The organism is Streptomyces sp. NPDC048659, from assembly GCF_040650575.1.
Lineage (GTDB): Bacteria > Actinomycetota > Actinomycetes > Streptomycetales > Streptomycetaceae > Streptomyces.
In genome coordinates this window covers 81812-103075 of record NZ_JBEZHM010000003.1, presented here as the reverse complement: position 1 = coordinate 103075, position 21264 = coordinate 81812, and the positions used below count along the sequence as shown (strand labels likewise).

Genomic DNA, 21264 nt, shown 5'->3' with positions numbered 1-21264 from the left:
CAGGACCGGACCGGACCGGACCGGACCGGTCAGGTGCCCGCCCCGAAGACCCGGTCCGACGCCTCCACGTGAGCCAGCCGGCGGAGGGCGGCGAACATCGCGTCGCCCAGCACCGTGCCGACGACCACGCTCTCGACCAGCTCCTCGCGGAGCACGTTGCGCGCGACGTAGTCGACGTCGACCCGGGCGACCTGCTCGGCCGCGTCGGCGTACGCGTCCAGGACCTCGGCGAAGTCCCCGTGGCCGACGCTCTCCAGCGCGGCGAGGGCGACGGCCAGGGCCTCGGCGGCGGGGGCCTCGGGGTAGGTGCGCCAGCCCCGGCGGGCGATCAGGTCCGCCACGGCGGCGCGCGCCACATGCAGGTCCTCGCCCCGCTCCCCCTCGTAGCGCGGCACCACCCGGTCCGCCGCCGCCCCGAGCATCTTGTGCAGGGGCCGCTCGGGGTCCTCGATCGCCTCGATGACCTCCTTGACACCCGCGACCGAGAGTCCGCCCACATCCAGCAGCGCGCGGATCAGGCGGAGGCGCTGGAGATGCGTCTCCTCGTACGAAGCCTGGTTCGGGCTCGTGAGCCGCCCGGCCGGCAGCAGCCCTTCCCGCACGTAGTACTTGATCGTCGGCACGGACACCCCAGCCCTGCGACTCAACTCTCCAATGCGCACCGCGTGTTCACCTTCCACCTCACACTCCGGCCTTGCCACCGGCCTCACCATCATAGATAGTGGCGCTATCGGATAGCGGACAGTGCCGCTATCCATTCCGTCATGACGGGGGGATCCTCATGTCGTCCACGCCCAGATCCACGTCCAGCTCCACACCCACACCCACGCCCGTATCCGCACCCACATCCGCGTCGGCGCCCGCACCTGCACCCACACCCGACGTCGCGCCCCAACTCCGCACCCTCCACCGCCCCTTGGTCTGGTTCGCCGCCTCGATGGGGGCCTTCGCCCTCGTCTGCCTCGGTGGGCTCTTCCTCGACGACCGCGTGCTCGTCGGCGCCCCGATCTGGGCCAAGCCCTTCAAGTTCGCGGTCTCGTTCGTCGCGTATGCGCTGACGCTCGCCTGGATGCTGTCCCTGCTGCCCGGCGCCCGAGCCCGCCGCGTCGGCTGGTGGGCGGGGACCGTGCTCACCTTCGCGAGCCTCGCCGAGATGGTACTCATCACCACCCAGGTCGTCCGCGGGAAGCAGAGCCACTTCAACAACGCGACGGCCTTCGACGCCGCCCTGTTCTCGGCCATGGGCATGACGGTCGTCGTACTGTGGCTGGCCGCGCTGGTGATCGCCGTCCTGCTGCTGCGCGCCCGGATCCTGGACCGCGCCACCGCCTGGGCGGTGCGAATATCCTCGGCCATCGCGCTCGCCGGCGCCGCCGTCGGCTTCGTGATGGTCCGCCCCACCCCCGCACAACTCGCCCAGGACAACCCGGTCATCGTCGGCGCGCACAGCGTCGGCGTACCCGACGGCGGCCCCGGGCTGCCCCTCATGGGCTGGTCCACCACCGGCGGCGACCTGCGGATCGCGCACTTCTTCGGGATGCACGCGCTCCAGTTGATCCCGCTGCTCCTCCTGGTCCTCGCCGCACTCGCCCCCCGCTTCGCGCGGCTCGCCGACGACCGGATCCGGCTCCGCCTGGTCCTGGTCGCCTCCGCCGCCTACACCGCCACCTTCCTCCTGATCGCCTGGCAGGCCCTCCGCGGCCAGCCGCTGCTCTCGCCCGACGCCCTGACCCTCGGCACCGCCACGGCGATAGCCCTCCTCACCCTGACCGCCACCACTTTGGCCCTCCGCACCCCGAAACCCACCAGCCCCGACCACCTCCCGTCCTGACCTCCCCCTCCCTCCCCTCCCCTCCCCTCCCCTCCCGCCACCGCTCCGTGCACGATGGCTCCGTACATGTCCCTCCGCACCGCAGGTGGTCACCCATGCTCCGCATCGACCGAGCCGTCGGCGCCGTCCTCGGCTCCGCCGTCGGCGACGCCCTCGGCGCTCCCTTCGAGTTCGGGCCGCCCGGGGCCTTCCGCGAGCGCTTCCCCGACAGTGCCGGGGAGTTGTGCGGTGGCGGCGGCTGGGACCCGGGCGAGGCCACCGACGACACCCAGATGGGTGTGCTGGTGGGCGAATCCCTGCTCGAACGCGGCGGGCTCGACCTCCCGGACGTCTTCGACCGCTTCCGCCGCTGGGCCGCCGCCGACCCGAAGGACATCGGCCTGCAGACCGAGGCCGTGCTCCTCGGCGGCGACCCCTGGGACACCGCCGCCGCCCTGCACTTCCAGCTCAACAGCCGCGCGGCGGGCAACGGTTCGCTGATGCGGGCCGCCACCTCCGCCGTGTACTTCGCCTCCGCCGGGCAGGCCGCCACCATGGCCGCGGCCCGGCGGATCGCCGCCCTCACCCACGGGGACGCCGCCGCCTGGGAGGGCACCGCGGTCCTGCACGAGCTGGTCCGCGTCGCCCTCCTCGGCGAGGACCCGCTCGCCGCGGTCCCCGCCGCTCTCACCGAGGTCGCCCCGGCCCACCGGGCACGCTGGGCGACGGTCCTCGCCCCCGGCTGGCACCCGGCGGACGCCACCGAGTTCAACGGCGCCGTCTGGCCCTGCCTGGGCTCGGCCCTCTGGGCGCTGCGCACCACCGCGTCCTACGAGGAGGCCGTCGGGGCCGCCGTCGACCTCGGCGGCGACACCGACACCGTCGCCGCCGTCACGGGCATCCTCGCGGGCGCGGTGTACGGCGCCGACGCCATCCCCGCCCGCTGGACGACCGCCCTCCACGTCCCCCTGCCGGGCTTCGGCGACCGTGTCCTGCGGACCCCGGAACTCCGCGCCCTGGCCGAGTCCCTGGCCACCGCCTGACGGCCGGGACGACCACCGGCGCCCGCCCTGTCGGGCACCCACCAGGGGCGCCCGCCCCACCCGGGCGGTCGCTCACCTGCCCGGCCTCCCCGCTTCCCCGCCTACCGCGCCCGCACCGTCGCCAGGACCTCCCGGTCGGGCTGCAGGGTCAGGCTCGGCACCGGGCGTATCTCGCCGGGGTCGAGGTCCAGGCGGAAGCGCCGGGCCAGGACCGCGAGGACGAGGACGGCCTCGACCATCGCGAAGCGGGTGCCCAGGCAGACCCGGGGGCCGCCGCCGAAGGGGTACCAGGCGTACTCCGGTATCTCCTCCGCCTGCTCGCCCTCGCCGGGCTCCAGCCAGCGCTCGGGGCGGAACTCCAGCGGGTCCCCGTACCACCTTGCGTCCCGGTGCGTGGCCCACTGGCTGCTCCAGACGCGGGTGCCGGCCGGGACGGGGGCGCCGCCGAGCACGGCGCCCTCCTTGGCGATGCCGGTGAGCAGCCAGATCGTCGGGTAGAGCCGCAGGGTCTCCTTCACCACGGCCTGGGTGTAGGCGAGTCCGGCGTAGTCGTCGAAGCCGGGGTCCCGGTCGCCGAGGACCCGGTCGAGCTCGGCGCCCAGCGCCTCGGCCACGCGCGGGTTGTGGGAGAGCAGGTACCACGCCCAGACCAGGGTGGAGCTGGTCGTCTCGTGGCCGCCGATGTAGAGCGTGACGGTCTCGTCGCGGATCTCCCGGTCGGAGAGGTGCGCGCCGGTCTCGTCCCGCGCGGCGAGCAGCCGGCTGAGCAGGTCGGGCCGGTCCGTGTCGCCGTCGCGGTGGCGGGCGACGACCCGGGCGACCTCGGTGTCGATGACGGCCGTGGCCTTCTTGATCCTGGCCCGGCCGGGGGTGGGCACCCAGTCGGGCAGCATGGCGCCGATGCCGCTGAACTCGGCGCCGATCTCGTGCTGGGCGACGTCCATGGCCCGCCCGATCGCCTCGGCGTCGGCCGCCGTGTCGACGCCGAAGATGGTGCGGACGGCGATGAGCTGGGTGAGGGCCGCCATCTCCTTCTTGATGTCGATCCGCTGACCGTCGCTCCACCGCCCGGCGAGGTCCACGGCGCACTCGGCCATGGTGGCGGCGTACGACTTGACCTGCCGGGGGCGGACGGAGGGCTGGACGAGGGAGCGCTTGCGGCGCCAGTCGGCGCCCTTGGCGACGACGACCCCGTCGCCGAGCAGGGTGCGGAAGGCGATGCCGAGGTCGGGCTGGTCGAAGGTCCGCTCGACCTCGGTGAGGAGTTCGCCGATGGTCTCGGGGTGGGCGATGAACAGGGCGGGGGTGTTCCCGAAGCGCCAGCGGACGAAGTCCCCGCGCTCACGCAGCCGTTCGAAGAAGGCGAGGGGGTCCTTGCCGAACTCCGGCAGATTCCCCAGCAGGGGCACGCCGCACGGCCCCTGTACTGTCTTCCGTCCGTCCGCCGTCGTGGTGGCGACGGCGGACGGACCGGCTTGCGTGCTCACGTGCGTGTCCTTCCGCAGGAGTTGCGTGGTGACGTGCCCCAAGTACTCGTAGCGCTGTACGAGTTCATGGAAGCGGAAGGACGCACCCGTCCGCCACCCCTGTGGAAAACCCTTGTCAGATCACCGACAGACTCACCGTCGGACAGCCATCGGACTCACCGTCGGACCGGTCGGCGGAGGTTCCGCTCAGCCGACCGAGCTGTAGGCCACGACCCCCCTCAGCAGCGACTCGACGGCCTTGCGGGCGTTCTTCGCGACCGTGCTGTTCTCCTTCGGAGCGGCCGCCGCGATCTGCCCGAGCACGTCGATGACCTGCTTGCACCAGCGGACGAAGTCGCCCGCCGGCATCTCGGCCTCGCGCAGCACCTCGTCCAGGCTCTTGTCGGAGGCCCACTGGAAGGCCGCCCAGGCGAATCCCAGATCGGGCTCGCGCTGGCCGACACCCTCGGCCTGGTGGAGCTTGAACTCGTCCTCCAGCGCGTCGAGCCGGCCCCAGATCCGCACCATCTCGCCGAGCGCCGCCTTCGCCTTGCCGGCCGGCAGCTTCGGCGGCACGGCGTCGTCGGCCTGCCGCGCCTCGAAGACGAGCGCGGAGACGCAGGCGGCGAGCTCGGCGGGGCTGAGCCCCTCCCAGACGCCCTCGCGCAGGCACTCGCTGGCGAGCAGGTCGAGCTCCCCGTACAGCCGGGCGAGCCGCTTGCCGTTCTCGGTGACGTCGTCGCCGCGCAGGTAGTCGAGCTCGGTGAGGAGCGCGACGATCCGGTCGAAGGTCCGGGCGATCGTGTTGGTGCGGCCCTCGATGCGCCGCTCCAGCTGCTGGGTGTCCCGCTGCAGCCGGTGGTAGCGCTCGGCCCAGCGGGCGTGGTCCTCGCGCTCGTCGCAGCCGTGGCAGGGATGCGCCCGGATCTCGGTGCGCAGCCGGGCGATCTCGCGGTCGTCGGCGGCGGCCGAGCGCTGCTTGCCGCGCCGCTCCGGGTTGAGGTGCCCGGCCTTGGTGCGCAGCGCGGAGGCCAGGTCGCGGCGGGACTGCGGGGAGCGCGGGTTGAAGGAGCGCGGGATCCGCATCCGCTCCAGCGCCTCGACGGGGACCGGGAAGTCGATCGAGGCGAGCCGCTTGACCTGCCGCTCGGCGGTGAGGACCAGCGGGCGGGGCCCGTCGTGGTGCTCGAAGCCGCGGTGGCCGTTGGTCCGCCCGGCGGGGATGCCCGGGTCGAGGACGAGGGCGAGTCCGGCGAACTTGCCGGTCGGCACGTGGATGACGTCGCCGGGCTTGAGCTTCTCCAGGGCGGCGGCGGCCTCGGCGCGGCGCTGGGTGGCGCCCTGGCGGGCCAGCTCCGTCTCGCGGTCCTTGAGGTCGCGGCGCAGCCGCGCGTACTCCTCGAAGTCGCCGAGGTGGCAGGTCATGCCCTCGCGGTAGCCCTCCAGGCCCTCCTCGTTCTTCTGGACCTGCCGGGAGATCCCGACGACGGAGCGGTCGGCCTGGAACTGGGCGAAGGAGGTCTCCAGCAGCTCGCGCGAGCGGTGCCGGCCGAACTGGTCGACCAGGTTGACCGCCATGTTGTACGAGGGCTTGAAGCTGGAGCGGAGCGGATAGGTCCGGGTGCCGGCGAGTCCGGCGAGGTGGGCCGGGTCGAGGCCGCGCTGCCACAGGACGACGGCGTGTCCCTCGACGTCGATGCCCCGGCGGCCGGCGCGGCCGGTGAGCTGGGTGTATTCGCCGGGGGTGATGTCGGCGTGCTGCTCCCCGTTCCACTTGACCAGCTTCTCCAGGACCACGGAGCGGGCCGGCATGTTGATGCCGAGGGCGAGGGTCTCGGTGGCGAAGACGGCCTTGACGAGGCCGCGGACGAAGAGCTCCTCGACGACCTCCTTGAAGGTCGGCAGCATTCCCGCGTGGTGGGCGGCGATGCCACGCTCCAGGGCTTCGACCCACTCGAAGTAGCCGAGGACGTGGAGGTCCTCGTCGGGGATGGCGGCGGTGCGCTCCTCGACGATCTCCCGGACCCGGCGGCGTCCCTCGTCGTCGTTGAGCCGGAGGCCCGCGTAGAGGCACTGCTGGACGGCGGCCTCGCAGGCGGCGCGGCTGAAGATGAAGGTGATGGCGGGCAGCAGGCCCTCGGCGTCGAGCCGCTCGATGACCTCGGGCCGGCCCGGGGTCCAGATCCGGGAGCGCTGACGCCGCTCGCGCTCGCGGTCGGCCTCGCGGACCATCTTGCCGCGGCGCCGGTCGCGGGGGTTGTACGTGCGCGAGTTCTCGGTGCGGGCGAGGCGGAGCAGGTCGGGGTTGACCTCGCGGCGGGAGGCGCCCCGGCCGCCGTGGTCGGTCTCCTCCTCGAAGAGGTCGTACATCCGGCGGCCGGCCAGCACGTGCTGCCACAGCGGCACGGGGCGGCTCTCGGAGACGATCACCTCGGTGTCGCCGCGCACGGTGTCGAGCCAGTCGCCGAACTCCTCGGCGTTGGAGACGGTCGCGGAGAGCGACACCAGGGTCACGGACTCGGGGAGGTGGATGATCACTTCCTCCCAGACGGCGCCCCGGAAGCGGTCGGAGAGGTAGTGCACCTCGTCCATGACCACGTAGCCGAGGCCGGAGAGCGCCTGGGAGCCCGCGTACAGCATGTTGCGGAGGACCTCGGTGGTCATGACGACGATCGGGGCGTCCCCGTTGACGCTGTTGTCGCCGGTGAGCAGGCCGACCTTGTCGTGGCCGTAGCGCTTGACGAGGTCGGCGTACTTCTGGTTGGAGAGCGCCTTGATGGGCGTCGTGTAGAAGCACTTGCGGCCCTGGAGCAGGGCGAGGTGGACGGCGAACTCGCCGACGATGGTCTTGCCGGATCCCGTGGGAGCGGCGACGAGCACGCCCTTGCCCGCTTCGAGAGCCGTGCACGCCTCGATCTGGAAGGGGTCCAGCCCGAACTCGTACATCTCGCGGAAGGGGGCCAGCGCGGTGGCCTGCTCGGCGTTGCGTGCGCGGGCGGCTGCGTACGCTTCGGCAGGTGTGAGGTCCTCTGTCATCTTGTCATCGAGCCTACCCGCCGCCTCCGACAGTGACGCGATCTTTATCGACCGGCTTCGCCCGGCTTCGTCCGGCGCGGCCGGACGCGGCCTCGGGGACGGCTCCGGGACGGCTCCGGGGCGGCCCGGAACGCGGACGCGGCCGGGGCGCGGTGTGCGCGCCCCGGCCGCGTCCGCGGTGGGATGGGCCGACGGGGCCCCTGGTCAGGCCGACGGGGCCCGGCTCAGGTGATGTCGTCGTAGCCGTTCAGCCGGTGCGACCTGGCTCCGTCCGACTCTCCGGTGGCCTGCTCGGGCAGGGCCCGGGCGGCGCTGACGGTCTCGGGCCCGGTCACCGGCTCGGGGGTGAGGTCGAGCTCCGATGCCTCGTCGTCGTCGAGCTCGGCGTCCGGGTTGCGCCGGGCGCGCCGCTTGTCGTTGAGCAGCGAGAAGCCGACGGCCGCCAAGTAGAGGACGGTGATCGGCCCGGCCAGGGCCAGCATGCCGACGGGGTCGGTGGTGGGGGTGATGACGGCGCCGAAGATGAAGACACCCATGATCACGCCGCGCCACCAGCCGGCCATCCGCTTGCCGCTGAGGACGCCGGTGAGGTTGAGCATCACCAGGACGAGCGGGAGCTCGAAGGCGAGGCCGAAGACGAGCACCATGCGCAGGGTGAAGTCGAGGACGTCGTTCAGCCCGAGGATGTTGGCGGAGCCCTCCGGGGTGAGGCTGATCAGCACCTTCACGCTGACGGGAAGGATGAGGTACGCGAGGTAGGCGCCGGCCGCGAAGAGCGGGACCGCGGCGGCCACGAAGGCGTACGTGTACTTCTTCTCGTTCTTGTGGAGTCCCGGGGCGATGAAGGCCCAGAGCTGGTACAGCCAGACCGGACTCGCGACGACGAGACCGGCGGTGAGGGAGAGCTGGATCGTCGTGCTGAAGGGCGCCATCAGCGTGTTGAAGGACACGATGGCGCAGTTGCCGCCGCTGCTGGTGACGCCGGCGGCGCAGGTGGGCACCGACTTGGTCAGGAACTGCATCAGCTCCTCGCTGTACACGAGGGCCACGACGGTCACCGCCGCGATGGCCAGCAGGCCCTTCGCGAGGCGGTTCCGGAGTTCACGCAGGTGCTCCACGAGGGGCATCCGGCCCTCGGGATCCTTCTCCTGCTTGCGGGCAGACTTGAGCAACCCACGTCCTCATCTCGTGCGGCAGCCGTCGCGTGGTCGCGACGGCCGCGGCGGACCGGGTCAGCGCTTGGTGGTGTCCGTGGGCTCGGTCACGGGACGCGAGCTGGTCACGTCGCCGGGCGCGGCCTGGATGGTGCGGGGCGCGGGCTGCTGGTCCTGGGCGCCGGGCTGGGGCGGGTCGGCCGGGGCGGCGTTCTGCTGGTCGTCGGACTTCATGGCCTTCGCCTCGCTCTTGAGGATGCGGGCCGACTTGCCCAGCGAGCGGGCCATGTCAGGGAGCTTCTTGGCGCCGAACAGCAGGATGATCACGACGAGGATGAGAATGATCTCGGTGGGGCCGAGCCTACCCATAGCTGTTTACCTTCTTCACCGAGGCGACATTGGAGTGCGGTGCCCGGCCGGTCGGACATGCGTCCGGCCGCCGCGCTGCAAGCGATCGTAACCCGCAGGAGTAAACGGGCGGCAATGCCTGTGCATACTCACGATTTCGTCCCGCGGACCCTGGCCGCGAAGCTCTTCGCAGCGTACGGCACGGATTCAGCGCAGCGTCTCTCCGGTCCTGGCCAGGTCGCCGGCGGCCCGCTCCAGCTCCTCGGCGGCGCGGTTGATGCGCTGTGTGGTGTCGGCGACCTGGCGGCCGAGGCGCTGGGCCTCCAGGAAGACCTTGATGCCGAGGGCGCCGAGGACGGCGATGCCGAGGAAGCCGAGGGCGATGGCGAGCATGGGCCAGAACATGTGCCGAGCCTAGACCGCCCGCCGGCCGGGGCCGTCAGCCGGTGGTGTGCAGCCGCAGGGTGTTGACCCCGCCGCCGGTGAGCAGCTCGATGATCCGCTCGCCCGCGGGCTTGCGGACGGAGCTGCCGCACTCGGGGCAGGTGAAGGAGTAGAAGGTGGTGCGGCGGCTGGCGCCGATGGCGAGCCGCAGGGCTCCCGCGGAGAGCTCGAAGCGGGAGCGGCACTCGGGGCAGGCGGCCTTGAAGTGGACCGGGGCGACCGTCGCCGAGAGACCGGGCGTCGAGGACATCACGGACATGCTCTTCTGCTCCCCACTGCGGTACGGGTCTACGACACTGCGGTACGGGTGTACGTCACTGCGGTACGGGCGTGTGTCACTGCGGTGCGGGTGTGCGGGTCACCGGGAACGATGCCCGGTCCCCCCGGAACGTACCGTCCCGCTCGCTCTCAGCCCTCGTACGCGGCCAGCGCTGCGGACGCCGCCTCGCGCGCGCTGTCCGCGAGCTCGCGCGGCGCGACGATCCGCCCGTCGCTGCCGAGCCGCAGCGCCAGCCGGCGCAGGGAGGCGGGGGCGGGGGTTCGCAGGGTGATCCGCAGGCCGCCGTCGGGCAGCTCCTCCGCGCGGTCGTGCGGGTAGTACTCGGCGACCCAGCGGCCCCCGGGGCCGACCTCGATCACGACCTCGGGGTCGTCGGCGGAGGGCTGGACCAGCCCCTCCGACAGGTCCCGCAGCTCCAGCTCCGGCGGGGCGGCGTGCTCGTCGAGGATCCGGATCTCGGCGACCCGGTCGAGCCGGAAGGTGCGGCGCGCCTCGGAGAGGCGGCACCACGCCTCCATGTACGTGTGGCCGACGGCGAAGAGGCGGATCGGGTCCACCTCGCGCTCGGTCAGCTCGTCGCGGGCCGGCGAGTAGTAGCGCAGCCACAGCCGGCGGCGCTCGGAGATCGCCCGGTCGACCTCGGCGAAGACCCCGCCCTCGGACTCGAAGGTCACCGAGAGCCGGGAGCTGGCCCCGGCCGCCTCGCCGGCCGCCGCCTCCAGCTTGGCGGTGGCGCGCAGCAGCGCCTCGCGGTCGCCCTCGCGCAGACCGGGCAGGGTGGCCACCGCGCGGGCGGCGACGAGCAGGGCGGTCGCCTCGTCGGCGGCGAGCCGCAGCGGGGCGGCGACGTCGTCGGGGTTGTGCCACCAGATGCGGTCGCCGTCGGTGTCGATGTCGAGCAGGTCGCCGCCGCGGAAGCTGGTGCCGCACATGGGGAGCACGTCGAGGTCGGAGATCAGCTCGTCCTCGGTGATCCCGAAGGCGCGGGCGACGTCGGCGACGTGCGCGCCGGGCCGCTCGCGGAGGTAGGTGACGAGGGAGAGCATCCGCCTCGTCTGGTCGATCGCGTTCGCCGCCATGGTCCTCTTCCCCTCAGCCCTTGGCCACGGCGCGCAGCCGCTCGACCACGTCGGCCCGCAGATCGGCGGGCTCCAGCACGACCACGTCCGGGCCGAACTCCACGAGCCAGGCGTCGAGGCCGTGCCCGTACGGGATCTCCAGCTCGTCCCAGCCGTCGGCGCCCTCGCGCACGGACTGGGCGCGGGAGCGCAGCGGGTAGCCCGCGCCGGCGCGCAGCCGGATCCGCGCGGAGCGGGTGGCGGTCTCCCCCGCCCAGCTCTCGACGGTCTCCCGGACGGTGACGGCGTCGGGCACGGGCGCGGTGAAGGCACCGGCCCGGGAGCGGACCTTGCCGGTGATACGGGAGAGCCGGAAGACCCGCTCGGCGCCGCGGTCGCGGTCCCAGCCCGCGAGGTACCAGTGGCCGCGCCAGCACTCCAGGGTCCACGGCTCGACGTGCCGTGTGCCGGAACGGGCGGCGTTGCCCTTGCGGTAGTCGAAGACGACGGGGCGGCGGTCGCGGCAGGCCAGCATCAGCGGTTCGAAGGCGGCCTCGTGCACCGGGATGCGCGGTTCGAGGGCGCTGGGCTGGGCGTCGTACGCGTCCTCCGCCTCGGGCATCCCGGCCGCGCGCAGCTTCTGCAGGGCGCCGCTGGCCGCTCCGGCGAGGCGGGCCTGCTGCCAGACCTTGGCGGCCAGCCCGAGGGCGGCGGCCTCCTCGGCGTCGAGGGTGATGGCGGGCAGGCGGTTGGAGTCGCGGCGGGCGAGGTAGCCGGTGTCGCCGTCCAGGTTCTCGACGGTCTCGATGACCAGGCCCAGCTCGCGGAGGTCGTCCTTGTCCCGCTCGAACATGCGGTTGAAGGCGTCCTCGCCGGTGGCCTCCATGTACGCCTCGATGGAGCCCCGCAGCTCCCGCTTGCTCAGCGGGCGGCGGGTTCCGAGCAGGCACAGGGCCAGATTCATCAGCCGCTCGGCCTTGGCAATCGCCATCGACGCCCCGCACCCTCTTCTTCGCCGGATCCCCGCCGGATCCGCTTCCCGGACGTCCGACCGTACCGCCCCGGGGTGTCCGGGCAAAAGCGAGGGCCCCCGCCGTGACGGCGGGGGCCCTGCGCGTCGACCCGGGGTGCGGGTCAGGGCTTCTTCACGCCCACGAGGTCGCAGACGAAGATCAGCGTCTCGCCGGGGCCGATCTTGCCGCCGGCGCCGCGGTCGCCGTAGGCGAGGTGCGCGGGGATGACGAGCTGGCGGCGGCCGCCGACCTTCATGCCCTGGACGCCCTTGTCCCAGCCCTGGATGACCATGCCGACACCGAGCTGGAACTCCAGCGGCGCGCCGCGGTTCCAGGAGGCGTCGAACTCCTCGCCGGAGTCGAAGGACACACCCACGTAGTGGACGTTGACGAGGTCGCCGGCCTCGGCGACCGCGCCGTCACCCTCCCAGAGGTCCTTGATCTCCAGGTCGGCCGGCGGCTCGCCGCCCGGGAAGTCGACCTCGGGCTTCTCGATGCTCACTGCAGTGCGCTCCTCATGAAAAACGTGAACCGCGCGGACGACGGTCCGCACGACCAGGACAGTCTTACATCTTCGCCAGGATGTCGACGGCGAACACCAGGGTGGAGTTCTTCGGGATGCCCTGCTTCTCCTCGGCGCCGAACGCCTCGGACGGCGGGGCCACGATGAGGACCCGGCTGCCGACCTTCTTGCCGGTGAGGCCGTCCTTCAGGCCCTTCAGGGTCAGGTTGGCCAGCGGGAAGTTCACCGGCTTGCCCGCGGTGTACGTCGAGTCGAAGACCTTGCCGTCCTTCCACAGGGCGGCGACGTAGTTCACGACCACGGTGTCGGTGGCGGCGACGGTCTCGCCCTTGGACTCCAGGACGTAGTTGGAGACCAGCTTGGTCGGCGGGTTCACCTTCGGCACCGTCAGCGAGGGCTGCTTGCCGTCGGTGTTGGTGCCGACCTGGGGCAGGTTCTTGTCGTCCTGGGCCACCGGGGTGCCCTCGGCGGACTTCGGGATGGTGACGGCCTTCAGGATGTCCACGACGAAGACGAGGGTGGCGTTCGGCTTGATGTCGCCCTGACCCTGCGCGCCGTAGCCGAGCTCCGGCGGGATGCCGATCTCGACGCGGCTGCCGACCTTCTGGCCCTCGAGGCCCTGGTCCCAGCCCTTGATGACCTGCCCGGCGCCCAGCGTCAGGTCGAAGGGCTGCTTCCGGTCGAAGCTGTTGTCGAACGGGGTGGTGGAGTCCCACGCCTGGCCCAGGTAGTTCACCTGGACCGCGTCGCCCTTCTTCGTGACCGCGCCCTTGCCCTCGCTGATGACGTTGACCTTCAGGGCCTTCGGCGGGTCGCCGACGCCCTTCGCCAGGGTCGGCTTCTCCCCGAACTTCTCACCCGCGGTGATGGCGGGGAGACCGTTCTTCATCGAACCGGAATCGGAGCCCTTGTCGTCACTTCCGCAGGCCGCTGTGGAGAGCAGCAGCAGCGGGACGACGAGCAGGCCGGCAAGTCGGCGCACTAGTTCCTCAGATCTCAGACGGCACAGTAGTTGTCCCGACACTCTAGGGGACCACCGTGTGATGCCGTCGGCCCCGCACGTGAAACGTGCGGGGCCGATGAACGCGCCGGAACCGGTCCTACATCCCGGCGATCAGCTTTTCCACCCGGTCGTCGACGGAGCGGAACGGGTCCTTGCACAACACGGTGCGCTGCGCCTGGTCGTTGAGCTTGAGGTGCACCCAGTCGACCGTGAAGTCCCGGCGCTGCTCCTGCGCGCGGCGGATGAAATCGCCGCGCAGCCGGGCCCTGGTGGTCTGCGGGGGCACCGACTTGCCCTCGAAGATCTTGATGTCGTTGCAGATCCGGGCCGCCTGGCCGTTCTTCTGGAGCAGGTAGTACAGCCCGCGGCGGCGGTGGATGTCGTGGTACGCGAGGTCTATCTGGGCGACCCGCGGGTGCGACATGGTCATGTTGTGCTTGGCCCGGTAGCGCTCGATGAGCCGGTACTTCATGACCCAGTCGATCTCGGTCTCGATGCGGTCGAGCTGCTCCTGCTCGATCGCGTCGAGCGTGCGGCCCCAGAGCTCCAGGACCTGGGCGACGACGCCGCTGCGGATGCCCCGGCGGTCGACGAAGTCGGCGGCCTTCTCGTAGTACTCCCGCTGGACCTCCAGGGCGGACGCCTCCCGCCCGCTGGCGAGGCGCACCTTGCGCTGGCCGGTGATGTCGTGGCTGACCTCGCGGATGGCCCGGATCGGGTTCTCCAGGGTCAGGTCGCGCATCACGGTGCCCGCCTCGATCATGCGCAGGACGAGGTCGGTGGCGCCGACCTTGAGGAGCATGGTCGTCTCGGACATGTTGGAGTCGCCGACGATGACGTGGAGCCTGCGGTAGCGCTCGGCGTCCGCGTGCGGTTCGTCGCGGGTGTTGATGATGGGGCGCGAACGGGTGGTGGCGGAGCTGACGCCCTCCCAGATGTGCTCGGCACGCTGGGAGACGCAGTAGACCGCCCCGCGCGGGGTCTGCAGCACCTTTCCGGCGCCGCAGATCAGCTGGCGGGTGACGAGGAACGGAATGAGGATGTCCGCGAGCCGGGAGAACTCACCGTGCCGGGCGACGAGATAGTTCTCGTGGCAGCCGTAGGAGTTTCCCGCTGAGTCGGTGTTGTTCTTGAAGAGATAGACGTCGCCCGCGATTCCCTCCTCGTGCAGGCGGCGTTCCGCGTCGACGAGGAGACCTTCGAGAATGCGCTCGCCTGCCTTGTCGTGCGTGACCAGTTCGACCACGTTGTCGCATTCGGGAGTTGCGTATTCCGGATGCGAACCCACGTCCAGGTACAGGCGGGCGCCGTTCCGCAGGAAGACATTGCTGCTGCGGCCCCATGACACGACACGGCGGAAGAGGTAGCGCGCCACTTCGTCAGGAGACAGTCGGCGCTGTCCCCTGAACGTGCACGTGACGCCGTACTCGTTCTCCAGCCCGAAAATGCGGCGGTCCATGTCTGAACATTACGCCTGATGGCCTGTGCTGAAACCGGGTTCGGCGGCCCCGTTTCGATCATTTTCCGATGAGCGCGTGCTGTTTTCGGCCCCCGCGGCTGTGGCGCCGCTGTTCACCGCGCCCCCGCTGACGGCGTGTCGCGCGGGCGGGGAGCCGCCCAGGACCCGGCCGGTGGCGAGGAGGACCAGGAAGGCGACGAAGCCGCCCGCGCCCGCCACGGCGAATCCGGCGGGGGTCCCGGACAGTTCGACGACCGGTCCGGAGACGGCCGAGCCGAGAGCGGCGCCCACGCCGAAGGTGGTGACGAGCCAGGAGAACGCCTCGGTGACCGTGCCGGCCGGGGCGTGCCGGTCGACCACCAGGAAGGCGCAGGCGATGGCGGGGGCCAGGAAGACGCCGGCGAGGGCGGCGAGCGCGGTCATCGCGACCGGGCCGGGCACCAGCATCAGCGGCAGGTAGCCCAGCGCCAGCAGCAGCACCAGGACCCGCAGCCGGCGCTCGGGCGCGCCGGCCCACTGGCGGGCGCCGTAGAAGACGCCCCCGATCAGGGCACCGAGGCCCAGGGCGGCCATCAGCCAGCCGTACACGGCCTCGTTGGACCGGTCGTCCGCGTAGGCGACGCCGGCGACCGTGATGGAGCCGAGGGCGAGCCCGACGAAGAAGAACGAGGCCAGCAGCGCGAGCAGCCCCCGGGAGCGCAGCGCGCCCAGCCAGTGGGCCTCGCGGGGCGCGGAGCGCCAGGTGCGGGAGGGCTTGGAGAGCACCACGGACAGGGCGCCGAGGACGCCGAGGACGTTGATGACGACGAGGGCGGCGGCGGGCGACCAGAACGCGACCAGCAGGGTCAGCAGCAGCGGCCCGACGGTGAACATGACCTCCTGGGCGACGGCGTCCAGGGCGTACGCCCGGTGGACCCGGTCCTCGCGGCCCAGCACGCTCGGCCACAGGGCCCGCAGGCCGCCCTCCAGGGGCGGCGTGAAGAGCCCGGCGACCAGCACGGCGACGTAGGCCAGGAGGAGGTTCCCGATGCCCGTGACGGCCAGGGCGGCCATGCCCGCGGCCGATATCAGGGCCGCCGGGAGCTGGACCCGGGGCTGCCCCTTCAGGTCGACGGCGCGGCCGAGCAGCGGCTGGCCGACGGCGGTGGCCAGGCCGTACGCGGCGATGAGCCCGCCGGCCAGGCTGTAGCTGCCGCCCTCCGCGCGCGTGAACACGGTGATGGCGATGGGGCCCGTGCCGTTGGGCAGCCGGCCGACCAGCGTGCCGGCCAGCAGTCGGACGGCGTGCGGCGCCCTCAGGATGTCGAGATAGCCGCCGCTCGCCCCGGCCTCGGTGGCCATGTCGTCTCCCCTCCTCGGGCGTCAGCCCCAGGTTCTCAAGTGTTACGTATAACGTGTCGGGTCATACGTACCATGTCGGCAGCGCGCCGGTCCACCCCGCGTGCCGGACCACCAGCCGTCGCGGAGGCACGCGTGCACAGCCCGGAACCCGTCAGCGCAAGCCGTCCCACCAGCCGGGACGTCGCCAGGGCGGCCGGCGTCTCCCAGGCCACCGTCTCCCTCGTGCTCGGCGAGAAGTGGCGCGGGCGCGTCTCCGAGCGCACCGCCCAGGCCGTGCGCGAGGCCGCCGCCGGACTCGGCTACCGGCCCAACCTGGCCGCCCGCAACCTGCGCCTGGGCCGCACCCGCACCGCCCTGCTCGTCGTCCCCGCGCTCACCAACGAGTTCTTCGCGCACGTCTACACCGGCGCCGCCGTCGAGGCCGCCCGGCACGGCTTCGGCGTGGTCCTCTACCCCTCCCCCGACGGCATCGGCCCCGCCAAGGACCCCTTCGCCTCCGCCCCGGCGGCCCTCGACGGCGTGCTCGCCTCCTCCATGGCCACCGACGCGCTCGCGGCCTTCCAGGGCGGCGACCTGCCCCTCGTCATGCTCGACAGCGACCCGGCCGACCCCGGCGCCGCCGCCCACGTCAACCTCGACGTCGCCGACGGGATGCGCCGGGTCACCCGCCACCTCCTGGACCTCGGACACCGCCGCTTCCTGCACCTGGCGTCCGCCGTGCCCTCCTGGACCTTCGACGCCCGCGCCGCCGTCCTCGACGAGGCCCTGAGCGGCGCCGAGCTGCGCACCGCACGCGCGCGCCTGAACACCGCCGACGCCGTGGAGGCCGCGCACCACGCCCTGACCGCCCCCGGCCCCCGGCCCACCGCGGTCGTCTGCGACGACGACATCCTCGCCGCCGGGGTCTACAAGGCGGCCCGGCGGCTCGGCCTCCGGATCCCCGAGGACCTCTCGGTCACCGGCTTCGACGACATGGCCCTCGCGACCGCCCTCGAACCGGAACTGACCACCGTCCGGCTGCCCGCCGAGGAGTTCGGCGGGCGCGGCATGGCGGCCCTCCTGGCGGCCCTCTCGGGCGAGCGGCCCGAGCCGGCGGTGCTCCCCGTCGAACTCGCCGTCCGCGGCTCCTCGGGCCCCGCCCCGACGGCCTGAGGGGCGCCCCCGGGCACACGGAAGGGCCCCGGGACCGATCCGACCGGTCCCGGGGCCCTTCCCGTACGCGCCAGGGGGCGGCGGCCTACTCCTCCGCGGCCTCGTCGGCCTCGTCGGACGGGTCGTCCGTCTTGGTCACCGCCGCGTCGTCCGCGCCGAGCAGCCGCACCAGCTGCCGGCCGACGATCCGCTTGAACTTGCGCTGCTGCGGGCGGGTGCGGTCCAGGACCGCCACCTCCAGGCGCTCCGCGGGGATCTCCCGCTCGGTGCCGTTGGTGTCCCGGGACAGCGCCTGCACGGCCAGCTTCAGCGCCTCGGCGAGGGACATGCCGTCGCGGTGCCGCTGGTCCAGGAAGGAGCTGATCTGCTCCGCGTTGCCGCCGACCGCGACCGAGCCGTGCTCGTCCACGATCGAGCCGTCGTGCGGCAGCCGGTAGATCTGGTCGCCCTCGGGCTCCGAGCCGACCTCGGCGACCACCAGCTCCACCTCGTAGGGCTTCTCGCCCGCGCTGGAGAAGATGGTGCCCAGGGTCTGGGCGTAGACGTTGGCCAGCCCGCGGGCCGTCACGTCGTCGCGGTCGTAGGTGTAGCCGCGCAGGTCCGCGTAGCGCACACCGCCGATCCGCAGGTTCTCGTACTCGTTGTACTTGCCGGCGGCGGCGAAGCCGATCCGGTCGTAGATCTCGCTGAACTTGTGCAGCGCGCGGGACGGGTTCTCGCCGACGAAGACGATGCCGTCGGCGTACTGGAGGACGACCAGGCTGCGGCCACGGGCGATGCCCTTGCGGGCGTACTCGGCCCGGTCGGCCATGGCCTGCTGGGGTGAGACATAGAACGGCGTGGACACCGGCTATCCGTCCCTTTCTTCTGGGCTTCTACAGGGAGGCGACGAGGGGTCAGAGCAGGGCGGCGCGCGGCCCGTCGGGCTGCTCCAGGCGCCGCTCGGTGACCGACCGGGCCAGCTCGGAGGACTCCGCGTCGGTGAGCCGGCGGAAGCCCTCGTCGGTGATGACGGTGACGATCGGGAAGATCCCGCGGGCCATGTCGGGCCCGCCGGTCGCCGAGTCGTCGTCCGCCGCGTCGTACAGCGCCTGGACGACGAGCGTGGTGGCCTGCTGCTCGGTCAGGTCGTCCCGGTAGAGCTTCTTCATCGAGCCGCGCGCGAAGATCGAGCCCGAGCCCGTGGCGGCGTATCCGTGCTCCTCGGAGCGTCCGCCGGTGACGTCGTAGGAGAAGATCCGGCCCTTCTCCCGGCCCTCGTCCCAGCCCGCGAAGAGCGGGACGACAGCGAGGCCCTGCATGGCCATGCCGAGGTTGCCGCGGATCATCGTGGACAGGCGGTTGGCCTTGCCCTCCAGGGAGAGGGTCGCGCCCTCCACCTTCTCGAAGTGCTCCAGCTCCAGCTGGAACAGCTTCACCATCTCCACCGCGAGGCCCGCCGTACCGGCGATGCCGACCGCGGAGTACTCGTCGGCCGGGAACACCTTCTCGATGTCCCGCTGCGCGATCATGTTGCCCATCGTGGCCCGCCGGTCACCGGCGAGCACCACGCCGCCGGGGAAGGTCGCGGCGACGATGGTCGTGCCGTGGGGCGCCTCGACGATCCCCTCGGGGAGCCTCCGGTTGCCCGGGAGCAGCTCCGGCGAGTGGTCGGAGAGGAAGTCGATGAACGAGGACGAGCCCGGCGTCAGGAAGGCCGCCGGCAGTCGCCCCGTGCTACGAGTGTTGGCTTCCACGCGTGTCCCTCCAGGTATGCGATGGCCCGACGAAGGACGTCGGGATCGTCTCCCAACTTGCCGATGGCCGAATTGCAGTTGAAGCACAGTACGCCACGGACCCTACCCGTCTTGTGGCAGTGATCCACATGCGCGGCGGGAGCCGCAGGACGGATCGCGCGGAGATCTCTTGAGGAGGGCTTTGCAGCCGATGGCGAGGCATGCGCCGACAGAGCGTGTGCCCTGCCGGCGCATGCGCCGCGCTTCGTACGGCCTTGCCTTTGGCCGCCTGCCTCTTGCGGTAACGCTCGCCCCCGTAAGCGGCGACGCATTCCCGGCGCCCGGGTTCCCCGGCCTTCGATCCGAAGGCTACTGGCCACCCTTTTGCACGAAGCTTCGAACGAAGTCCTCGGCGTTCTCCTCAAGCACATCGTCGATTTCGTCCAGTACCGAGTCGACGTCGTCGCTCAGCTTCTCCTGGCGTTCCTTGAGGTCGGAGCTCGCCTCCGTGGTGGTCTCCTCGACCTCCTCGGTGGAACGCGTCGCCTTCTGCTGTCCGCCGCCGGTGTCCTTGGTCGCCATAAACCTCACCCCGCTCGAATCGGCCCGCTCGTTCGGATCCCTACAAGATCAGACCCTACAAGCCGGGACTGACATCGGCCCCGCAGTTTCTAGAACGTCCGGGCACTGTTCCCATGATTCCCAGTCCCCGGGCATTTCAGCCGCGTCCGGGAATCCGGGAATTCCCGGGCGCCGCTCAGCCCCCGGAGAGGACCCGGACCAGTTCCTCCGCCGTGCGGCAGCGGTCCAGGAGGTCCTTCACGTGCTCCTTGGTACCCCGCAGGGGTTCCAGGGTCGGGACCCGCTGGAGCGAGTCCCGGCCGGGCAGGTCGAAGATGACCGAGTCCCAGGAGGCGGCGGCCACGTCGTCCGCGTACTGCTCCAGACAGCGGCCGCGGAAGTAGGCCCTGGTGTCCTCGGGAGGGCTCGTCTCCGCCCGCTCCACCGTGGGCTCGTCCAGCAGGCGCTTCATGCGGCCGCGGGCCACCAGGCGGTTGTACAGGCCCTTCTCGGGGCGCACGTCCGCGTACTGGAGGTCCACCAGGTGCAGCCGGGCGGCGTCCCAGTCCAGGCCGTCGCGGCGGCGGTAGCCCTCCATGAGCTCCCGCTTGGCGATCCAGTCCAGCTCGCCGGCCAGGCTCATCGGGTCGTTCTCCAGCCGGTTGAGCGTGTCCTCCCAGCGGGCCAGGACGTCCTTGGTCTGCTCGTCGGCGTCCGCCCCGTACCGCTCCTCCACGTACTTGCGCGCCAGCTCGAAGTACTCCATCTGCAACTGCACCGCGGTGAGCGTCCGGCCGCTGCGGAGCGTGACGAGGTACTGGAGCGTCGGGTCGTGGGAGACGTGGTGGAGGGTGCGCACGGGCTGGTCGACGGCGAGGTCGACGGTGATGAAGGAGTCCTCGATCATGGAGAGGACCAGCGCCGTGGTGCCCAGCTTGAGGTAGGTCGAGATCTCGGAGAGGTTCGCGTCGCCGATGATCACGTGGAGGCGGCGGTAGCGCTCCGCGTCCGCGTGCGGCTCGTCGCGGGTGTTGATGATGGGGCGCTTGAGGGTGGTCTCCAGGCCGACCTCGACCTCGAAGTAGTCCGCCCGCTGGCTGATCTGGAAGCCGTCCTTCCGCCCGTCCTGGCCGATGCCGACGCGCCCGGCGCCGGTGACGACCTGGCGGGAGACGAAGAAGGGCGTCAGGTGGCGCACGATGTCCGAGAAGGGGGTCTCCCGCTTCATCAGGTAGTTCTCGTGCGTGCCGTAGGAGGCGCCCTTGTTGTCGGTGTTGTTCTTGTAGAGGTGGATCGGCTGGGCGCCGGGGAGCTGGGCGGCCCGCTCGGCCGCCTCGGCCATGATCCGCTCGCCGGCCTTGTCCCAGAGCACGGCGTCGCGCGGGTTGGTGACCTCGGGGGAGCTGTACTCGGGGTGGGCGTGGTCCACGTAGAGCCGCGCGCCGTTGGTCAGGATGACGTTGGCGAGGCCGATGTCCTCGTCGGTGAGCTGGCTGGAGTCGGCGGCCTCGCGGGCGAGGTCGAAGCCGCGGGCGTCCCGCAGCGGGTTCTCCTCCTCGAAGTCCCAGCGGGCGCGCCGCGCCCGGTGCATCGCCGCCGCGTAGGCGTTGACGATCTGGGACGAGGTGAGCATGGCATTGGCGTTGGGGTGCCCGGGGACGGAGATCCCGTACTCCGTCTCGATGCCCATTACTCGCCGTACGGTCATGCGGCCCTCCTTGCCCGGCGCCGCGCTGCGCGGGATGCGAGTCACGGCGGTGCCCACGGGCCTGGCGCGGCCTCGTGCGCACGGGGAGATCAGAAGCGGTTCGGTGAGTGGAACGCACCGGCTGCGGACGTCCGGTTCCGGACACCCGCA

General features: G+C 71.9%; 21 protein-coding genes. 3 read left to right on the top strand and 18 right to left on the bottom strand.

The features are described from left to right. Nucleotides 1-29: 29 nt before the first annotated feature. Complete coding sequence (locus tag AB0C99_RS03725) at nucleotides 30-662, bottom strand: MerR family transcriptional regulator (protein ID WP_362468809.1); 633 nt, start codon at nucleotides 660-662, stop codon at nucleotides 30-32. A gap of 275 nt (nucleotides 663-937) precedes the next feature. Between AB0C99_RS03725 and AB0C99_RS03720 the strand changes: the two genes are divergently transcribed. After that, nucleotides 938-1831, top strand: coding sequence for a hypothetical protein (locus tag AB0C99_RS03720; RefSeq protein WP_362469088.1), 894 nt, complete (start codon nucleotides 938-940; stop codon nucleotides 1829-1831). Nucleotides 1832-1926: 95 nt separating this feature from the next. Further along, nucleotides 1927-2853 carry an ADP-ribosylglycohydrolase family protein gene (locus AB0C99_RS03715; RefSeq protein ID WP_362468808.1) on the top strand — a complete coding sequence of 309 codons (927 nt, stop codon included), beginning with the start codon at nucleotides 1927-1929 and terminating at the stop codon, nucleotides 2851-2853. Nucleotides 2854-2954: 101 nt separating this feature from the next. Here AB0C99_RS03715 and AB0C99_RS03710 read toward each other — a convergent pair whose 3' ends face one another. The 12 genes from AB0C99_RS03710 to AB0C99_RS03655 form a co-directional block, all read right to left on the bottom strand. Beyond that, entirely contained in the window at nucleotides 2955-4340 is a 1386-nt protein-coding gene (locus tag AB0C99_RS03710; protein WP_362468806.1) for a cytochrome P450, read from the bottom strand. Nucleotides 4341-4526: 186 nt separating this feature from the next. Beyond that, entirely contained in the window at nucleotides 4527-7355 is a 2829-nt protein-coding gene (locus tag AB0C99_RS03705) for a DEAD/DEAH box helicase (protein WP_362468804.1), read from the bottom strand. Between the two features lie 224 nt (nucleotides 7356-7579). Then, complete coding sequence (gene tatC, locus AB0C99_RS03700) at nucleotides 7580-8482, bottom strand: twin-arginine translocase subunit TatC (protein ID WP_362469085.1); 903 nt, start codon at nucleotides 8480-8482, stop codon at nucleotides 7580-7582. Nucleotides 8483-8587: 105 nt separating this feature from the next. After that, a complete protein-coding gene (gene tatA / locus AB0C99_RS03695) occupies nucleotides 8588-8878 on the bottom strand; it encodes a Sec-independent protein translocase subunit TatA (RefSeq protein ID WP_362468802.1) in 291 nt (96 codons plus the stop codon). Nucleotides 8879-9064: 186 nt separating this feature from the next. Beyond that, on the bottom strand, nucleotides 9065-9262 hold the full coding sequence (locus tag AB0C99_RS03690; RefSeq protein WP_362468801.1) for a hypothetical protein: 198 nt from the start codon (nucleotides 9260-9262) through the stop codon (nucleotides 9065-9067). 34 nt (nucleotides 9263-9296) lie between these two features. Beyond that, on the bottom strand, nucleotides 9297-9560 hold the full coding sequence (locus AB0C99_RS03685; RefSeq protein WP_362468799.1) for a hypothetical protein: 264 nt from the start codon (nucleotides 9558-9560) through the stop codon (nucleotides 9297-9299). A 149-nt stretch (nucleotides 9561-9709) separates the two neighbouring features. Continuing rightward, nucleotides 9710-10660 carry a WYL domain-containing protein gene (locus AB0C99_RS03680; protein WP_362468797.1) on the bottom strand — a complete coding sequence of 317 codons (951 nt, stop codon included), beginning with the start codon at nucleotides 10658-10660 and terminating at the stop codon, nucleotides 9710-9712. A gap of 13 nt (nucleotides 10661-10673) precedes the next feature. Next, on the bottom strand, nucleotides 10674-11630 hold the full coding sequence (locus tag AB0C99_RS03675) for a WYL domain-containing protein (protein ID WP_362468795.1): 957 nt from the start codon (nucleotides 11628-11630) through the stop codon (nucleotides 10674-10676). 143 nt (nucleotides 11631-11773) lie between these two features. Then, complete coding sequence (locus tag AB0C99_RS03670) at nucleotides 11774-12154, bottom strand: FKBP-type peptidyl-prolyl cis-trans isomerase (protein ID WP_362468794.1); 381 nt, start codon at nucleotides 12152-12154, stop codon at nucleotides 11774-11776. Between the two features lie 64 nt (nucleotides 12155-12218). Continuing rightward, a complete protein-coding gene (locus AB0C99_RS03665) occupies nucleotides 12219-13157 on the bottom strand; it encodes an FKBP-type peptidyl-prolyl cis-trans isomerase (protein ID WP_362468792.1) in 939 nt (312 codons plus the stop codon). 118 nt (nucleotides 13158-13275) lie between these two features. After that, nucleotides 13276-14637, bottom strand: a complete 1362-nt coding sequence (gene pafA / locus AB0C99_RS03660; RefSeq protein ID WP_362468790.1) for a Pup--protein ligase — start codon at nucleotides 14635-14637, stop codon at nucleotides 13276-13278. A gap of 9 nt (nucleotides 14638-14646) precedes the next feature. After that, nucleotides 14647-15978, bottom strand: a complete 1332-nt coding sequence (locus AB0C99_RS03655) for an MFS transporter (RefSeq protein WP_362468788.1) — start codon at nucleotides 15976-15978, stop codon at nucleotides 14647-14649. Nucleotides 15979-16110: 132 nt separating this feature from the next. On the opposite strand from AB0C99_RS03655, the gene AB0C99_RS03650 reads away from it, so the two are divergent. Beyond that, nucleotides 16111-17130: a LacI family DNA-binding transcriptional regulator gene (locus AB0C99_RS03650; protein WP_362468786.1), complete on the top strand. Its 1020-nt coding sequence runs from the start codon at nucleotides 16111-16113 to the stop codon at nucleotides 17128-17130. A gap of 85 nt (nucleotides 17131-17215) precedes the next feature. Here AB0C99_RS03650 and prcA read toward each other — a convergent pair whose 3' ends face one another. The 5 genes from prcA to dop all read right to left on the bottom strand — a co-directional run bounded on the left by prcA (nucleotide 17216) and on the right by dop (nucleotide 21114). After that, nucleotides 17216-17977 (bottom strand): proteasome subunit alpha, encoded by a 762-nt coding sequence (gene prcA, locus AB0C99_RS03645; RefSeq protein WP_362468784.1) that lies wholly within the window; start codon nucleotides 17975-17977, stop codon nucleotides 17216-17218. 49 nt (nucleotides 17978-18026) lie between these two features. Continuing rightward, nucleotides 18027-18866 carry a proteasome subunit beta gene (prcB, locus tag AB0C99_RS03640; RefSeq protein ID WP_362468782.1) on the bottom strand — a complete coding sequence of 280 codons (840 nt, stop codon included), beginning with the start codon at nucleotides 18864-18866 and terminating at the stop codon, nucleotides 18027-18029. Next, on the bottom strand, nucleotides 18818-19177 hold the full coding sequence (locus AB0C99_RS03635; RefSeq protein WP_362468780.1) for an endonuclease domain-containing protein: 360 nt from the start codon (nucleotides 19175-19177) through the stop codon (nucleotides 18818-18820). Before AB0C99_RS03635 ends, prcB begins: the two co-directional genes overlap by 49 nt. Nucleotides 19178-19214: 37 nt before the next feature. After that, nucleotides 19215-19427, bottom strand: a complete 213-nt coding sequence (locus AB0C99_RS03630) for a ubiquitin-like protein Pup (RefSeq protein ID WP_030494396.1) — start codon at nucleotides 19425-19427, stop codon at nucleotides 19215-19217. Nucleotides 19428-19602: 175 nt separating this feature from the next. Then, nucleotides 19603-21114 carry a depupylase/deamidase Dop gene (gene dop, locus AB0C99_RS03625; RefSeq protein WP_362468778.1) on the bottom strand — a complete coding sequence of 504 codons (1512 nt, stop codon included), beginning with the start codon at nucleotides 21112-21114 and terminating at the stop codon, nucleotides 19603-19605. Between the last annotated feature and the right edge of the window lie 150 nt (nucleotides 21115-21264).

Coding starts and splice junctions, on each gene's coding strand:
- AB0C99_RS03720 (WP_362469088.1), top strand. CDS start 938: ATGGGGGCCTTCGCCCTCGTCTGCCTCGGTGGGCTCTTCCTCGACGAC.
- AB0C99_RS03715 (WP_362468808.1), top strand. CDS start 1,927: ATGCTCCGCATCGACCGAGCCGTCGGCGCCGTCCTCGGCTCCGCCGTC.
- AB0C99_RS03705 (WP_362468804.1), bottom strand. CDS start 7,355: ATGACAGAGGACCTCACACCTGCCGAAGCGTACGCAGCCGCCCGCGCA.
- tatC (WP_362469085.1), bottom strand. CDS start 8,482: ATGCCCCTCGTGGAGCACCTGCGTGAACTCCGGAACCGCCTCGCGAAG.
- tatA (WP_362468802.1), bottom strand. CDS start 8,878: ATGGGTAGGCTCGGCCCCACCGAGATCATTCTCATCCTCGTCGTGATC.
- AB0C99_RS03690 (WP_362468801.1), bottom strand. CDS start 9,262: ATGTTCTGGCCCATGCTCGCCATCGCCCTCGGCTTCCTCGGCATCGCC.
- AB0C99_RS03685 (WP_362468799.1), bottom strand. CDS start 9,560: ATGTCCGTGATGTCCTCGACGCCCGGTCTCTCGGCGACGGTCGCCCCG.
- AB0C99_RS03680 (WP_362468797.1), bottom strand. CDS start 10,660: ATGGCGGCGAACGCGATCGACCAGACGAGGCGGATGCTCTCCCTCGTC.
- AB0C99_RS03675 (WP_362468795.1), bottom strand. CDS start 11,630: ATGGCGATTGCCAAGGCCGAGCGGCTGATGAATCTGGCCCTGTGCCTG.
- pafA (WP_362468790.1), bottom strand. CDS start 14,637: ATGGACCGCCGCATTTTCGGGCTGGAGAACGAGTACGGCGTCACGTGC.
- AB0C99_RS03655 (WP_362468788.1), bottom strand. CDS start 15,978: ATGGCCACCGAGGCCGGGGCGAGCGGCGGCTATCTCGACATCCTGAGG.
- AB0C99_RS03635 (WP_362468780.1), bottom strand. CDS start 19,177: ATGCGTCGCCGCTTACGGGGGCGAGCGTTACCGCAAGAGGCAGGCGGC.
- AB0C99_RS03630 (WP_030494396.1), bottom strand. CDS start 19,427: ATGGCGACCAAGGACACCGGCGGCGGACAGCAGAAGGCGACGCGTTCC.
- dop (WP_362468778.1), bottom strand. CDS start 21,114: ATGACCGTACGGCGAGTAATGGGCATCGAGACGGAGTACGGGATCTCC.